The organism is Burkholderia sp. BCC0322 (genome assembly GCF_902833045.1).
Lineage (GTDB): Bacteria > Pseudomonadota > Gammaproteobacteria > Burkholderiales > Burkholderiaceae > Burkholderia.
Genome location: NZ_CADFDU010000023.1, coordinates 20849 through 36180, shown reverse-complemented (window position 1 = coordinate 36180; position 15332 = coordinate 20849). Strand labels below are relative to the sequence as shown.

Here is a 15332-nt window from a genome sequence, read left to right as displayed (position 1 = left end):
CCCTGCGCGGCAATCCCGATTGCCCGCGCAGGGGCTTTTTGTTACATAACGGCATGACCGTTCCGACTCGTCCCGCGCCTGCCGCGCCACCGCCCGTTCCCGAGCCGCTCGCGCGTGCCCACGCACGCTACTGGCGCTTCAACGTCGCGCTGATCGCGGTGCTGATGGCGATCGGCTTTGCGGTGTCGTTCATCGTGCCGTTCTACGGGCCCGCGCTCGCCGAGGTTCGCTTCGCCGGGTTCAGCCTGCCGTTCTACGTCGGTGCGCAGGGCGCGATTCTCGTGTACCTCGTGCTGATCGTCGTCTACATCGGGCTGATGCAACGGGCGGACCGCACGCTGCGCCGTGCGTACGACGATCATGCGGCGCGCGTCGGCCACGCGAACGGCGGGCGCTGATTCATGCTGACGCATCGACTGATTCGCGCATACGCGCTCTACACGCTGGGCTTTCTCGGCTTCGTGCTGCTGATGTGGCGGATCGAGCGTGCCGCCGGCTCCGGCGTCTGGATCGGCTACGTGTTCCTGTTCGTGCCGATCGCCGTGTATGCGGTGATCGGGCTGCTGTCGCGCACGTCCGATCTCGTCGAGTACTACGTGGCCGGGCGGCGCGTGCCGTCCGCATTCAACGGAATGGCGACGGCGGCCGACTGGCTGTCGGCCGCGTCGTTCATCGGCCTGGCCGGCTCGCTCTATTCCACCGGCTACGACGCGCTGGCGTACGTGATGGGCTGGACGGGCGGGTTCTGCCTCGTCGCGTTCCTGCTCGCGCCTTATGTGCGCAAGCTCGCGCGCTACACGATTCCCGATTTTCTCGGCACGCGCTTCTCGAGCACGGCCGTGCGCGCGTTGGCGGCCGGCGCGGCGATCCTGTGTTCGTTCGTGTACCTGGTCGCGCAGATCCAGGGGATCGGCCTGATCGCGACGCGCTTCATCGGCGTCGATTTCGCGATCGGGATTTTCTGCGGGCTCGCGGGTATTCTCGTGTGCTCGTTTCTCGGCGGGATGCGCGCGGTCACGTGGACGCAGGTCGCGCAGTACATCATCCTGATCAGCGCGATCCTGATTCCGGTGTCGTTGATCGCGATGAAGAACGGGCTCGGCCCCGTGCCGCAGTTCAGCTACGGCAAGCTGATGGAGCGCGTCGCGGCGCGCGAGGCGCAGGTGCGCGATGCGTTCGACGAGCAGCAGGTGCGCGACGCGTATCGCCGGCAAGCCGCGGATATCCAGACGCGGCTCGACCGGCTGCCGGCATCCTATGCGGACGCACACCGTCATCTCGTCGACCAGCTTGCCGACCTGCGCCGCCACAACGGGCCGCTGCGCGAGATCAGCCAGCGCGAGCGCGAACTGGCCGACTTCCCGCGCGATCCGGCGGCGGCGCGCGTCGCGTGGACGCAGGCGCGCGACGATCTGCTGGCCCGGGCCGAGCCGCCCGTGCCGATGCACGAACCATTTCCCGCCGCGAGCGATGACGAACGCAAACCGCGCGAGCGGAATTTCCTTGCGCTGCTGCTGTGCCTGTCGCTCGGCACGGCGAGCCTGCCGCATATCCTGACGCGCTACAACACGACCACGTCGGTCGCGTCGGCGCGGCGCTCGGTCGGCTGGACCTTGTTCTTCATCGCGCTGTTCTATCTCAGCGTGCCGGTGCTCGCGGTGCTGATCAAGTACGAGATCCTCGCGAATCTCGTCGGGCGGCCGTTCGCCGAATTGCCCGCGTGGGTCACGCAATGGCATCACTTCGAACCCGACCTGATCAGCGTCGTCGAAGTGATTCGCGACGGCATCGTGCACTGGTCGGAAATCCAGATGCAGCCGGACATGGTCGTGCTGGCCGCGCCGGAGATCGCCGGGCTGCCGTATGTGGTGTCGGGATTGATTGCGGCCGGTGCGCTTGCCGCGGCGCTGTCGACCGCGGACGGGTTGCTGCTGACGATCGCGAACGCGCTGTCGCACGACGTCTACTACTGCATGGTCGCGCCCGACGCATCGAGCCAGCGGCGCGTGACGATCTCGAAGGTGCTGCTGCTTGGCGTCGCGCTGTTCGCGTCGTATGTCGCGTCGCTCAATACGGGGAAGATCCTGTTTCTCGTCGGCGCCGCGTTCTCGCTCGCGGCATCGAGCTTCTTCCCTGTGCTCGTGCTCGGCGTGTTCTGGAAGCGCACGACGACGCGCGGCGCGATCGCCGGGATGGTGACGGGGTTGGCGGTGTGCGTGTACTACATCGTGTCGACTTATCCGTTCTTCACGCAGCTGACGGGGTTCGCGGGGCGCACGTGGTTCGGGATCGAGCCGATCAGTTCGGGGGTGTTCGGGGTGCCGGCGGGGTTTGCGGTGGCGATCGTCGTGAGTCTGTTCGATCGAAAGCCGGATGAATATACGCGGGCGCTGGTGGATTACATCCGGCATCCGTGACACGGGGTGGCGTTCGGCATTGCTCAAGTGCCGCGATCCGCCCGTACTGGCGCGGTGACGGGCCGGTCAGAGCGCGGAAATGCCGAGCTCGGCTCCCTTGGTCGCCTGCACCCGGCTGAAATCGCAGCTGCCATCCGTCACGCCATTGGCGTTCGGGATGGCGACGCAGACATAGGCACGCATGCCATGTGGCAACGCCACGTGTCGAAACTCGCCAACCTTGATCGTCGCGACCCGTTCGACGGCAAATTGATCGTTGATCGGCGTCACGCCCGACGGGATCGACAGGGTCACTTCCGACGTGGCTTTCCCGGCTTGCGATTTCAGCGTCTGGCTGCTGCCGATCTCCCCGTCGACCGAGAAGCGTATCGCTGCCTGTCCTTCGGACACGCGCTGGACCGTGACCGTGAGCGTCGGCTTGGCGATTCCCGCCGCGCATTTGGCGGCGACGCATTCGCGAACGGAAAGAAGCGTGCGAAATTGAGATGCGGGCTGGCCGATGGCCGACAGGTCGGTCGACGATCCGCCGTCGCGCAACGATTTCTCGAGCGGCGGGGGAGACGTTACCGCGACGGTGGTGCTGATCGACGCCGGCGAAAATGCCGTTGCGCAAGCGGACAGCATCGTCGCAGCGACAGCCATCATGGCGAACCGTGGACTGAATCGCATGGATCTGACTCGCGGAGATGAAACCTCGGATATCGTCAGAAGAATACACATCTTTAACGTGCGGTGTTCGGGAGTTGCGGTACTCCCGAAGGAACGGGCGTGGACATATGGGGTGTCGCGAGCGCAGTTTCTCCGATTGGGGCAATGCTGCACGTGTACATCATTCGATCCGATGCGGCGCCGGCATGCGATCGTTATTCAACTTCGAATGACGGATTCAGTTGGACGCTTTCGGGCCGAGAAAAGCAATGGAGCGATTGAGGACAGGGCGCGTCGAATTGCATGGCCTGCGCCTGCGCGTAGCGCATGAGTGTGGAATCCATGCGAAGCCCGTGATGGCGGGCGGGTTCGGAGCGCGTGGCCTTGGAGACGGCGAATCAACGCATCAAGAGCGCTGTCCACTGAAGTTGCGTCAACGGATTGACGGGCGCTTTGGCGTGCAGAAATGAAAAACGGGCCGAGCGGCCCGTTTTTGCTGATGTCTTGGCGGAGAGAGGGGGATTCGAACCCCCGATAGGCGATTAACCTATACACGCTTTCCAGGCGTGCGACTTAAACCACTCATCCATCTCTCCGGAAGACCGAGAGTATAGCAAACTCTGGTGGCAGCCCGCCACTCCCTCCGGTGATCGTCAAAAATCCGTCGTCATCGGTAGCCACACCGAGCGCGGATCGTCCTGCGCCAGGTATCCGCCGGCCGTCGACGGCCGGCAAGAGTGCGTGACATCGCGTACGGTCGCGCGGAGCATCGTCTTCCGGCCGAACGGTTCCGCCGCGTAGTGCGCACCGAGGTCGTAGCGGTCCCGCGCCTGGATTGACATCGTGTTCGCGACGTCCACGTATTGCGGCCCCGTGTGGATCCAGCGTGCGGTTGGCGTGAGGCCGCGCGGCATCGGCACGTCGTATTCAGCGCCGGCGTTGAGCGGGAGCCACGGCACGCCGATCGTGAACAGCGCGCGGTCGCCGAGTAGGAAGCCGATCGTGTCGGTCACCGCGACGCTGCTCAGCCAGGTCTCGGTGACCGTGCCCGGCTCGCTCATGTCGCCGCCGCCGAGCCGATCGAGCGCTTCACGCTCGACATGCACGATGGTCCGTATGAAACCTGACCGTCGCGCACCCATGTGCTCGTGAACGGCGAGCATGTGCGCCGTCTGAAACCAGACAAAACGGGCGGTTTCATTTCTCTTTCGCATTGATCGGACATGTAAGTTTTGATGTGTCCGAATCCTTCACGACCAACATGCATGGCGGCAGAAACGGCGACGGTCGGGCATTGCGCTCACCCGGCACATTACAAAATGAATGGAAATTGAAAGAATTCCTTCCCTTGACGCAAGGCGCTCGAGCCATTTATTGTCCGTCTGCCGCCCGTGAGAGAGCACGGCGGCAATCGCGGATGCGCGCCTTGCGCGCATGACAACACGCAGCAAAAAGCAGAAAAGGAAACGTGGTAGCCACATGAAGCCGCTATTCGACGACAAGAACGCCAATGCGGTCAGCGATCGTCCTTCCACCCCGTCTTCGTCTCCCGTCGTCATGCCTGCCGCCGCTGTTGCCGTGCCGGCGGCACGCCCGGCGGAGAACGTCCGCCTGATCACCGTCGACGAGATCGACCAGCTCGGCGCGACGCAGGGCACGCGAATCGCCGCCTTCTCCCAGCAGATTCTCGCGAGCGTCCGCGCGTCGGATGCCGACCGGTTCGGCGACAAGCTCAACGAACTGATCGCGACCGCGAAGGGGCTCGATCCGCGCGGCGCCGACAAGGGCGGGCTGCTCACACAGGTCACGCGGCTGTTCCGTTCGACCAAGGAGAAGCTGCTGTCGCAATACGAGTCGGTGAGCAAGCGGATGGACACGCTCGTCGTCGAGCTCGAGAACCATGCGCAGCGCCAGAAGGCCGGCATCGACGAGCTCGAGCGGATGTACAACGACAACTACGCGTTGCACCAGGAGCTCGCACAGTCGAAAGCGCACGGCGAAGCGGCGCTCGCGACGCTGCGCGCGCATCTCGCGGCCGGCCAGCAGCCGGTGGACGACGCGTTTGCCGCGCAACGCCTGCTCGACGTGAAGCGCAAGGTCGACGCGCTCGAAAGCAAGCTCGACGACCTCGATCGCGCGATGCTGATGTCGAAGCAGCTCGCGCCGCAGATCCGGATGGAGCAGGACCAGAAACGCACGCTGACGTCGAAGTTCATGACGATCAAGACCGTGCTGATCCCCGCGTGGACCAACGCGTTCGCGCTCTACCTCGAGCAGCTCAGCACGAAGCGCGCGGCAGCGCTCGCGAACGCGACGTACGACGCGGCCGACGAGGCGATCCGCGCGCAGGCCGACCTGAACCGCCAGAACGCACAGGAAGTCGCGAAGCTCGGCCAGCGCCCGGTGATCTCGACCGACACGTTCGAATACGCGCAGCAGCAGCTGTTCGGCGCATTCGACGACATCACGCAGATCGTCGCCGACGGCAAGCGCCAGCGCGAGCAGGACGCGCCGCGCCTGCGCCAGCTCGAACAGGACCTGATCACCCGATTCGCTCCGAAGCACAACTGAAAGAACCGAGAGAACACCGCATGATTACGCTTGAGAAACGCGCGGCGAAGGTCGCGATCGTCCTCGAAAAACGCCAGATCCTGAAGCCGCCCGTCGTGCGCGTCGGCGCGGCGCTCGACATCTCCGGCTCCGCGAAGCCGCTGTACCAGTCGGGCGTGATCCAGGACACGCACGACCGGATCCTCGGCATCGCACTGAAGTTCGACGACAACGGCGAAGTCGACACGTGGACCTTCACCGAAGGCTACGACCGCCTGCCGACCGCGACGCCGGACAACTACGGCTCGTACATCTCCGATCACGTGCTCAACGCGCGGATCGACAAGTGGGGCGGCACGCAGTACGCGCCGGTGATGAACGACATCGTCGACTTCTTCTTCCGCGCGCCGGAGCCGTCGCCGAAACGCGAAGAGAAGCGCGGCTTCCTGAGCCGGCTGTTCGGCGGTGCGGACGAGACGCCCGCGCCGGCCGCTTCCGCGCCGGTGAACGGCCATCTGCCCGCGTGGGTGTTGTTCGTCACCGACGGCCAGAACCCGAAGAACGATCGCAAGCGCGTGCGCCAGCTGCTGGCCGAATCGCAGCACTACCCGCTGTACTGGTCGCTCGTCGGCGTCGGCGATCCGAGCGAATTCGGCTTCCTCGCGGAAGTCGCGGACGAGATGCCGAACGTCGGCTTCCTGCATCTCGAATCGCTCGACATCAGCGACGAACAGATCTACGAACAGCTGATCACGCAGGAATTCTGCGACTGGGTGCGCGCGAAGTAAGCGCGGCCCGCACGCCTTTTATCCAGAACTCGACTACCCCCTATCATGTTGAAAGACTTCAAGATCCCGTTGTCGCTTACGGTGCTCGCGCTCGTCGCGGCCTATCTCCTCGGCGGCGTGAAGGACATGCTGATCGTCGCGGTCCTGTCCGTGCTGGAAATCTCGCTGTCGCTCGACAACGCGGTCGTCAATGCATCGGTGCTCAAGAACTGGTCGGAGAAGTGGCGCAACCGCTTCATGGTGTTCGGCCTGCCGGTCGCCGTGTTCGGCATGCGGCTCGTGTTCCCGCTGCTGATCGTTGCCGTGATCGGCCACATCGGCATGTGGGACGCGCTGAAGCTCGCGATCGAGTCGCCGGAGCAGTACGCGGCGATCCTCACGTCCGCGCATCACCAGGTCTCCGCATTCGGCGGTGCGTTCCTGCTGATGGTGTTCTTCAAGTTCATGCTCGACACCGAGAAGGACGAGCACTGGATCGGCTTCCTGGAAGGCCCGATGAGCCACCTCGGCCGCATCACGGCGCTGGAAGTGGCGCTGACGCTCGCGATCATCATCATTGCGTCGCTCTACGTGCCGGCGGTCGAGCAGGTGGGCTTCCTGCTCGCGGGTGCGTTCGGCGTCATCAGCTTCGTGATCGCGCACGGCATCGGCGACCTCATCGGTGGCGAGGAGACGGGGACGCGCGTGGTGCGCGAAGGCGTCGCGGGTTTCATGTATCTCGAGGTGCTCGATTCGTCGTTCAGCTTCGACGGTGTGATCGGCGCGTTCGCGCTGTCGAACAACATCTTCCTGATCGCGCTGGGCCTCGGCGTCGGCGCGGCCTACATCCGGGAGATGACGCTCGTGCTGCTGAAGAAGGGCACGCTCGCGCAGTACCGCTTTCTCGAGCACGGTGCCTTCTGGGCGATCGGTGCGCTCGCAACGATCATGTTCCTCGGCGTGAAGTTCGAGGTGCCCGAGGTCGTTACCGGCCTGATCGGCGCGGCGATGATCGCTGCGGCCGTGTGGTCGTCGATCGTCGTGCAACGCAAGGAAAACCGGACGGCCGTGGCGGGCGAGTGATCACGCGCGACACGCGGGTCGAACACCATCAACGAGGGGCCGCGCAGGGCGGCCCGGCATTGCCGCCGGCGCAACGGCGGTTCCAGCAGAAGAGGTTCAAATGATCAATTTGTCGAAAGGCGGTCGCGTCAACCTGTCGAAGGAAGCGCCCGGCACGCAGAAGTTCCGCATCGGTCTCGGCTGGGACGCGAACGCGACGGACACGGGTACGGACTTCGATCTCGACGTGTCGGTGTTCCTGTGCAAGTACGACGCGCAGAGCAACCCGAAGCTGATCTCGGATCAGCACTTCGTGTTCTACAACAGCGAAGTGCGCACGATGGATCGCAAGGACACCTTCATCCAGCCGGGCGACGATTTCCCGAAGCGCGGGATGCCCGCGTCGAAGTGCCTGGGTGTCGTGCACAGCGGCGACAACCGCACGGGCAGCGGCGACGGCGACGACGAGGTGATCTTCATCGACGTGACGAAGCTCGCGGCCGACGTCGAGGAAGTCTCGGTGGTCGTGACGATCGACCAGGCCGAAGCGCGTCGCCAGAATTTCGGCCAGGTGCGCAACAGCTACATCCAGATCGCCGATGAAGTGTCGGGCGCGGTGATCGCGAAGTACGCACTCGAGGAAGACTTCTCGATGGAGACGTCGGTGCAGGTCGGCAGCTTCTATCGCCGCGACGGCCACTTCATGTTCAAGGCGGTTGGCGCCGGCTACAACCGCGGCCTGGGCGACTTCGTGCGCGCGTACGGCGGCGCGGTCTGACTGGCGGCAGCCCGGCTGGCGGGATACCGCCGCGCCGGGCAGGAAGCAGCGATGACGAATCCGTCAGACGAGCCGAAGCGGCTCGAGTTCGATACGACGCCCGAGCGCACGCCCGGGCGTCTTGCGTTCGACGCGCCGCCCGCGGCCGCGGCGCCGGTTGCGCGCGGGCCCGAGCGGCCGGCGCCGCAGGCGCTCGACTTCGGGCCCACGCCCGCGTCCGATAAAACCGTGCGCGCGGCGCTGGCCGAGGCGGTCGGCCGGGCGGTGTTCGGCGAATCGAACCATCCGCAGCTCGAAGCGTGCTTCCGCGCCGCGCAGGCCAGCTTTCCGAATCTCTATCCCGACTACGCGCCGCGCATCGAGCGGCACATCCGGCAACTGGTGCCGCTCAAGCTCGCGACGGTCGCGACGATCGGTGACGGCGCGCTGGAGACGGCCGGCAATCTCGTCGAAGCCGTCGCGGCAACGACGCGCGAATTCAACGAACTCGGCGCGGCCGACATGATGGCCGGCATGCTCGCGCAGGCGACACGCAAGGCGGGCATGTTCGAGCGCTGGTTCGGCGCGGCGACGGGCCATGTCGACTACCGTGCGGCGATCGGGGCGCTCAAGCAGTCGCTCGGCTTTTTCCCGCGCCGTACCGAGGAGCTTGCCGCGAAGGTTCGCCACGCGGAAGAAAACCTCGTTGTTGTGCTCGCGGCGCTGAGCGCGGTGTCGGATGTCGTGCGCGCGCCGGACGATGCGGGTGTCGAGCGCACGCTGTTCGACCGCCGCAACATCGTCGGCCAGGCGGTGCAGCAGATCCGCATGCAACCCGCGCAATTGCGCGGGCTCGACGAGCGCGTGACCGATCTGCTGTCGCGCGCCGATCACCTGATGAACGTCGTGCTGCCGGCGGCATTGGCGGCGCGACCGCAGCGCTGAGGGAGCGGCGCGAAGGGCACGAACGCGTGCGCCGTGACGGCGCGCGCGTTCGCTGCGCAGGCCACGCTGCGTCACGTCATTTCACGTGCACCGGCGCGAGTCTGCTATCTTCCCGGGCATCTCATCGCTTTCCCGCCGATTCTCCATGACTGACCGCATCGTTGCCGCATTCGATTTCGACGGCACCATCACGACGACCGACAGCTTTCGCCATTTCGTCCGCTATGCGGTCGGCACGCCGCGCTTCGCGTGGGCCGGATTGCGCGCACTGCCGTGGATCGTCGCGATGAAGGCCGGCCTGATGTCGCGCGGCGACGCGAAGGCGAGGTTCGCGTCGTTCGCGTTCGGGCCGGTGCGCGAGGACGCGCTCGATGCGCAGGCGCGCACCTTCGTCGACAGCTATCTGCCGAGCCTCGTGCGTCCGGAGATGCTCGAGCGCATCCACGAGCATCGGGCCCGCGGGCACGAAGTCGTGCTGGTGAGCGCGTCGCCGTCGCTGTATCTGGAGAAGTGGGCGAAGACGGCCGGCTTCGACGCAGTGCTCGCGACGCGGCTCGCGTTCGAGCGCGGCACCTTCACCGGGCGGCTCGACGGCGAAAACTGCTGGGGGCCGCAGAAGGTCGTGCGGCTGCGCGGGTGGTGGGGCAACCGGCCGCCGAAACAGTTGTTCGCGTATGGCGACAGCCGAGGCGACAAGGAAATGGCCGAGCTCGCGAACTGGTCGTGGATCCGCGGGCAAGGGCCGATGCCGCCGATCGGCGGTTGAGGCGGCGCGTTACGCGTCGGCCCGAGCCTGGCGCGTATCACGCGCCGGGCGATAACCGCCCCAGCGATTCGCCCGCGCGAACGTGCCGGTATCGTTGAAGCGCACGCCGACTTCACGCAGCGCCGCATGCGCGGTGCGCGCGGTCAACTGGCGGATGTAGAACGGGTCGCGCACCACGAAGTGATGGATCGCGTGCGTGCTGCCGAAGTTGAAGCAGAACAGCTGGAACGGCAGCATCCACCACGGGTTGAGCACCTGCGTCTGCTGAATCACGTTGCGCGAATCGATGTCGCCGAAGTAATGCATGTTCGAGCTGACGAAGTTGATGCAGAAGCTGCGCACGAAGTTCGGCCCGAGCCACACCACGGCCAGGAAATCGACGACGCGCATCACGCGCTCGACGATGGCCGGCACCGTCACCGGGTAGCCGAACGCATGCAGCGCGAACAGGCCGACGTGATAGACGATGAACGCATGCCACAGCACGTAATACACGTGACCGACCGGCATGTACGACGATACTTGCTCGACGCGCAACTGCAGGCGCTCGGACGGATCCTGCACCGACTGCGCGGCCACATACTGCTTCACCTTGCGGCGCATCGCGGCCGGCCGCAGCACGACGGCGAGCATGCCGTCCGCGATCATCAGCAGGCGCTTCACGCCCCAGCGCTCGCCGTTCGTGATGCCGAATTCCTCGAGATCCGATTCTCCGCCCGATACCTTGTGGTGATGCAGGTGCATGCGTCGCCGCGTCCACGGGTTGATCGTGCCGGGCCGCGTGAGCCAGCACAGCGCCATCATCAGGTGATAGGCCCACGGCGTCTTCTTGAAGTACATCAGGTGGATCAGGTCGTGCTCGAGCTCGTGGATCAGCGACGTGACGAACGCGGCGAGCGGCAGCGCGACGTACCATGCGATCGCGCCGCGCGCATACAGCCACGCGATCGCGAGCATCGCGGCGACCGAGACGGCCATCACGGTCGCGCCGACGAGGTTCTGGTTGTCGAGCAGCGGAATGCGTGCGCGGATCGCGTCGCTCGCGGCGTTGACCTCGCGGCGGACGTACGCGACCTTGTCCGCGTCGTTGCGAAAGGCGGTTCGTGCGGGTTGGCTCATCGACCGGGATTCCTGCGGAAAGAGTGGGGCGCAATGCCGATGTGACAAGCATAGGCGTGCACCGGACCACACGCGAGGGCCGCGGGTGCCAATGGTGGTGTCATTTCGGGCCACGATGGCCGGCCGGCGCCGCTAGAGTCTCGCCCCGGTGTCATTGCGGGCCAGCGACGCTACAATCCGCCGAAACCGCTCCGGAGTCTGCCGCATGGTCCTGTCCGTCCCGGATGCCGCGCGCCAGCTGAACAAGGCGACGGTGTCGTCCGCGTATGCGCTGTTCATGCTGATGCTGGCGGAGGAGCGCGGCATCGACGGCAGCCGCGTTCTTGCCGGCTCGGGCGTCGAGCGCGAGCGGCTCGCGCAGCCCGATGCGCGCATCACGCCGCTGCAGCAGGCGGCGATCGTGTTCAACCTGCTCGACGCGACGGACGACCCGTCGATCGCGATCGAGATCGGCCTGCGCAGCAGCCTGACGAAAGCGGGACTGATCGGCTTCGGGCTGATGAGCTGCGCGACGCTCGGCGAGGCGATCTCGCTCGGCATCCGCTATCTGCCGACGCGCGTGCCGTTCTTTTCGGTGCGGCTCACGCAGCTCGACGGGACCGTCGACATCGACGTGTTCGAAGCGTTTCCGCTCGGCCGTCTGCGGCAGTTCGCGGTCGAGAACTTCCTGGTCGAGACGGCGATCCTGTTCAACTCGCTGCTGTATCCGGTGCCGGGGCGCACGCTGCAGTCGCGTGCCGAGCTCCATTTCGAATGGCCCGAACCGCCGTGGTTCGAGCGTTATCGTGGGCGGCTGCCACGCTGCCATTTCGACGCAAGCGCGAACCGCATCCGCTGCGACGCCGCGCTGCTCGACGAACCGATCGGCACCGCGAATGCGCACACCGCGCAGATGATCGTGCAGCAGTGCGAGGCCGAACTCGCGCGGCTCGGCTATGCGGAAAGCATCGTCGAGCGCGTGCGCAACCTGCTGATCTGCGGCGAGGGCGGCTATCCATCGGTCGACGACGTCGCGCGCGAACTGCATGTATCTGCGCGTACGCTCAAGCGCAAGCTCGCCGAGTACGGCGTGACTTATTCTGCACTGCTCGACGAGATCCGGCTACGCGACGCGCTGCGGCTGCTCGAGGGCACGCGGCTGCCGGTCGACGAGATCGCCGCGCGCGTCGGCTATACGGATCGCGCTAACTTCACGCGTGCATTCAAGCGCTGGACGGGCGTCGCGCCGAGCGAGCGGCGCTGAATGCGGGCAAGCGCGCGCCTGCGTGGCGGGCCTGCCGAGTCATGCTCTGCGCGCCTCGGCGTCAGATGATCGCGACCCAGTTCGCACCGCGCCCGCCCGGCACGCGCGCGTGCGGCGACAGCGCACCGTCGTTTGGCGCGATCGCATGCACCGACACGTATTCCGACTGTTCTCCGCAGGCGACGAGCCAGCGCCCCGACGGATCGATCGCGAACCCGCGCGGCTGCGTCTCGGTGGTGGTCGCGTGCGCGGGCTCGAACGTGTTGGCGGCGGTGCGGCGATAGCAGAGCAGGCGGCTCGACGTGCGTTCGCTGACATACGCGAAACGCTCGTCGGGCGTCAGATGGAGATCGGCGGCCCACACGGACGGTTCGGCGGGCGCGGGCGGCCGCGCATGACCTTGCGCGAGTTCGGCGACGGCCGGATGGCGTGCGCTCACGTGTGCATCGCCCAGCCGGCCGGTGTCGGGGTCGCGCGCGAACGTCGCGAGCGTGGCCTGGAATTCGCTGACGACGACGAGCGCGCGGCCGTCGCGCGCGAAGCGCAGGTGACGCGGGCCGAAGCCGGCCGGCACGCGCGTTTCGCCGTGTTCGAGCGCGCGCAGGCCGGCCGCGTTCTCGACGAGTTCGAAGCTGAACACGCGGTCCGAGCCGAGCGAACTGACGTACGCGAAACGGTTATCCGGCGACACGATCACCGCGTGCGCGTTCGCGATGCCGCCGGCCACCTGCAGCGGTGCGCCGTCGCCGTCGCGCACGCGCGCGGCGTCATAGAGGCTCAGCGAATTCCCGCCGTACGACGCGCCGAGCAGCCAGCGGCCGCTGCGGTCGAGCGACAGGTATGCGTGGCTCGCGTCGATCGCGGTCGTGCCGATGCGCGCGAGCGCGCCCGTGGCCGGGACGACCCGGAACGCGACGATCGTCGGCTGTTCGCCGCGCGTCGCGACGTAAAGCCGCGCGCGGTCGGCCTGCACGGCGATCGGCATTGCAACGTCGGCCGCCGGGTAGCGGGCGAGCGGCGCGAGCGTGCCGTCGGTCGTGAGGGAGAACGTGGCGAGGTCGCCGTCGGCGGCATTCGAGACGACGACGGTCAGGCGGTCAGTGTTCGGCATGGCGGAGCATCGAAGCGTTCGTGAAGGACTCGTCGGCCGGCAGGCCGCGCGGTGGATCGTTGCGCCGGTGCGTGCGCGCGAACAGCGCGGCGACCGCGGCGACGAGCGAAGCGATCGCGAGCGCATACAGTCCGCCCGTGATCGAACCCGTATGTTGCTTCAGATAGCCGAAGGCCGTCGGCGCGACGAAGCCGCCGAGGTTGCCGACCGAGTTGATCAGCGCGATTACGGCCGCGGCCACGCGTGTGTCGAGATAACCCTGCGGGATCGGCCAGAACAGCGACGACGCGGCCTTGAAGCCGAGCGCGGCGAAGCAGATCGACGCGAACGACCACACGGGATCGTGCGACGTCGACGCGAACAGCCCGCACGCGGCGAGCACGAGCGCGAACGCGAGCCAGCGCTGCGGATGCTTCCACTTCGACGACAGCACCGCGAAGCCGTACATCGCGCCGATCGCGATCATCCATGGAATCGTGTTGTAGAGGCCGACCTGGAAATCGGTGAGGCCGCCCATCTTGCGGATGATCGTCGGCAGCCAGAACGTGGCTGCGTAGATCGTCAGCTGGATCGAGAAATACAGGAAGCAGAACAGCATGATCTGCGGATCGCGCAGCAGTGCGGTGGCGCGCACGGGCACGTTCGAGCGGACGTCGCGCGCCGCGCGCTCCTCGTCGAGCGCGTGTTCGAGCGCCGCGCGTTCTTCGGCCGTGAGCCACGTTGCGTCACGAATGTGCGATTTCAGCAGCAGCCAGCTCGCGCCGCACAGCGCGACGGAGAACAGCCCCTCGATCAGGAACATCCACTGCCAGCCTTCGAGGCCGAAGCCGCGGATCGACAGCAGTGCGCCCGTGACGGGCCCGGACAGCACCGAAGCGAACGCGGAACCGCCGAGGAAGATCGCCATCGCCTTGCCGCGCTCCTGCGGCGGCAGCCATTGCGACAGGTACAGCACGACGCCGGGGAAGAAGCCGGCCTCGGCCGCGCCGAGCAGGAAGCGCAACGCGTAGAACGACGTGTCGTTCCACACGAACGCCATCGCGGCCGCGACGATGCCCCACGTCGCCATGATCCGCGCGAGCCACACGCGTGCGCCGTAGCGCTGCATCAGCAGGTTCGACGGCACTTCGAACAGCGCGTAGCCGACGAAGAACAGCCCGGCGCCGAGCCCGTACGCGGCCGCGCCGATGCCGATCGACGCCTCGAGGTGGCGATCGACGAAGCCGACGTTTACGCGGTCGATGTAGTTCGCGATGAACATGATCAGCACGAGCGGCAGCACGTGCCACTTCACTTTCGAGACGGCGGACGCGAGCGGGTCGGGTCCGGGCAAAGCGGGCGAGGGCGGGTTCAAGCGTGTCTCCGGTCGGGCGGCGGCGGACGGGGCGGTTGCTCGCGTCAGCGTCCGGGTGGCGGTCTATGTAGTATGTCGTCGTATAACATGGTACGCCTGAGCGTAGAGGAAGGCGTCGCGGGTTTACCCGGTAATTTCCCGGATATAAGGGAAATTATTGAGACTCGGCAGTTGTTTATTCATGTCTGATGACGTATGACATGAAATGAGTGTGCGTCAGTCACGGGATAGCCGACCGCTACCCGTGCGCCGGGGTACCGACCGCGCGGCCCGTCCGGCGATTGCCGTCGCGGCCGCTACGCCATCGACTCGACGCTGTCGAGCAGCGACTTCACGAGCACGGCCTGCCGCGTCGCGCCCGTTTTCGCGAAGAGGCCGCGCAGATGCGCGCGGGCCGTGTTCTTCGTGATGCCGGTCGCGGCGGCCGCCTCGTCGAGCGTCAGCCCGTCGACGCGCCGCAGCGCGATTTCGGTTTCCGTCGGCGTGCGCCGGAACAACCGGTGCAGCCTGTCACGCGACGTCTGGGGCGACGCCGCCGGATCGCGGACGAGCACCGCGACGGCCGGCCGGTGCTAGCGGTCCTCCGCGCCGCG

At 66.4% G+C, this 15332-nt stretch carries 14 protein-coding genes, 1 tRNA gene and 1 pseudogene; 9 read left to right on the top strand and 7 right to left on the bottom strand.

The genetic code is table 11. The features are described from left to right. The first annotated feature begins 53 nt into the window (after positions 1-53). Together HWX39_RS34815 and HWX39_RS34810 are read left to right on the top strand one after the other, a co-directional pair. Entirely contained in the window at positions 54-398 is a 345-nt protein-coding gene (locus tag HWX39_RS34815) for a DUF4212 domain-containing protein (protein WP_175972037.1), read from the top strand. Between the two features lie 3 nt (positions 399-401). Next, a complete protein-coding gene (locus HWX39_RS34810) occupies positions 402-2417 on the top strand; it encodes a sodium:solute symporter family protein (protein ID WP_175972036.1) in 2016 nt (671 codons plus the stop codon). Positions 2418-2483: 66 nt separating this feature from the next. Here the strand turns inward: HWX39_RS34810 and HWX39_RS34805 are convergent, their stop codons facing one another. The 3 genes and pseudogenes from HWX39_RS34805 to HWX39_RS36875 form a co-directional block, all read right to left on the bottom strand. Beyond that, positions 2484-3086: a hypothetical protein gene (locus HWX39_RS34805; RefSeq protein ID WP_175972035.1), complete on the bottom strand. Its 603-nt coding sequence runs from the start codon at positions 3084-3086 to the stop codon at positions 2484-2486. A gap of 484 nt (positions 3087-3570) precedes the next feature. Then, positions 3571-3661, bottom strand: a tRNA-Ser gene (locus HWX39_RS34800). A gap of 57 nt (positions 3662-3718) precedes the next feature. Continuing rightward, positions 3719-4030: pseudogene (locus HWX39_RS36875) on the bottom strand (TonB-dependent siderophore receptor); the annotation flags it as partial. A gap of 514 nt (positions 4031-4544) precedes the next feature. Here HWX39_RS36875 and HWX39_RS34790 point away from each other — a divergent pair. The 6 genes from HWX39_RS34790 (at position 4545) to HWX39_RS34765 (ending at position 9912) form a co-directional block, all read left to right on the top strand. Beyond that, a complete protein-coding gene (locus tag HWX39_RS34790) occupies positions 4545-5636 on the top strand; it encodes a toxic anion resistance protein (RefSeq protein WP_175972034.1) in 1092 nt (363 codons plus the stop codon). A 20-nt stretch (positions 5637-5656) separates the two neighbouring features. Beyond that, positions 5657-6403 carry a VWA domain-containing protein gene (locus HWX39_RS34785; RefSeq protein WP_175953648.1) on the top strand — a complete coding sequence of 249 codons (747 nt, stop codon included), beginning with the start codon at positions 5657-5659 and terminating at the stop codon, positions 6401-6403. 45 nt (positions 6404-6448) lie between these two features. After that, complete coding sequence (locus HWX39_RS34780) at positions 6449-7465, top strand: DUF475 domain-containing protein (protein WP_175972033.1); 1017 nt, start codon at positions 6449-6451, stop codon at positions 7463-7465. 100 nt (positions 7466-7565) lie between these two features. Continuing rightward, on the top strand, positions 7566-8222 hold the full coding sequence (locus HWX39_RS34775) for a TerD family protein (protein ID WP_175972032.1): 657 nt from the start codon (positions 7566-7568) through the stop codon (positions 8220-8222). Between the two features lie 51 nt (positions 8223-8273). Continuing rightward, complete coding sequence (locus HWX39_RS34770) at positions 8274-9146, top strand: hypothetical protein (RefSeq protein ID WP_175972031.1); 873 nt, start codon at positions 8274-8276, stop codon at positions 9144-9146. A 145-nt stretch (positions 9147-9291) separates the two neighbouring features. Next, the gene (locus HWX39_RS34765) at positions 9292-9912 is read left to right on the top strand and encodes an HAD family hydrolase (RefSeq protein ID WP_175972030.1); all 621 of its coding nucleotides are present in this window, start codon (positions 9292-9294) and stop codon (positions 9910-9912) included. 9 nt (positions 9913-9921) lie between these two features. Here the strand turns inward: HWX39_RS34765 and HWX39_RS34760 are convergent, their stop codons facing one another. Continuing rightward, positions 9922-11031 carry a fatty acid desaturase gene (locus tag HWX39_RS34760; protein WP_175972029.1) on the bottom strand — a complete coding sequence of 370 codons (1110 nt, stop codon included), beginning with the start codon at positions 11029-11031 and terminating at the stop codon, positions 9922-9924. 205 nt (positions 11032-11236) lie between these two features. Here HWX39_RS34760 and HWX39_RS34755 point away from each other — a divergent pair, with 205 nt between their 5' ends. Next, on the top strand, positions 11237-12274 hold the full coding sequence (locus HWX39_RS34755; protein WP_175972028.1) for an AraC family transcriptional regulator: 1038 nt from the start codon (positions 11237-11239) through the stop codon (positions 12272-12274). Positions 12275-12335: 61 nt separating this feature from the next. Here the strand turns inward: HWX39_RS34755 and HWX39_RS34750 are convergent, their stop codons facing one another. The 3 genes from HWX39_RS34750 to HWX39_RS36540 all read right to left on the bottom strand — a co-directional run bounded on the left by HWX39_RS34750 (position 12336) and on the right by HWX39_RS36540 (position 15293). Further along, positions 12336-13385, bottom strand: a complete 1050-nt coding sequence (locus HWX39_RS34750) for a beta-propeller fold lactonase family protein (protein ID WP_175972027.1) — start codon at positions 13383-13385, stop codon at positions 12336-12338. Then, the gene (locus HWX39_RS34745; RefSeq protein ID WP_175972026.1) at positions 13372-14739 is read right to left on the bottom strand and encodes an MFS transporter; all 1368 of its coding nucleotides are present in this window, start codon (positions 14737-14739) and stop codon (positions 13372-13374) included. Before HWX39_RS34745 ends, HWX39_RS34750 begins: the two co-directional genes overlap by 14 nt. A gap of 296 nt (positions 14740-15035) precedes the next feature. Continuing rightward, a complete protein-coding gene (locus HWX39_RS36540; protein ID WP_244135160.1) occupies positions 15036-15293 on the bottom strand; it encodes a helix-turn-helix transcriptional regulator in 258 nt (85 codons plus the stop codon). Positions 15294-15332: the final 39 nt, after the last annotated feature.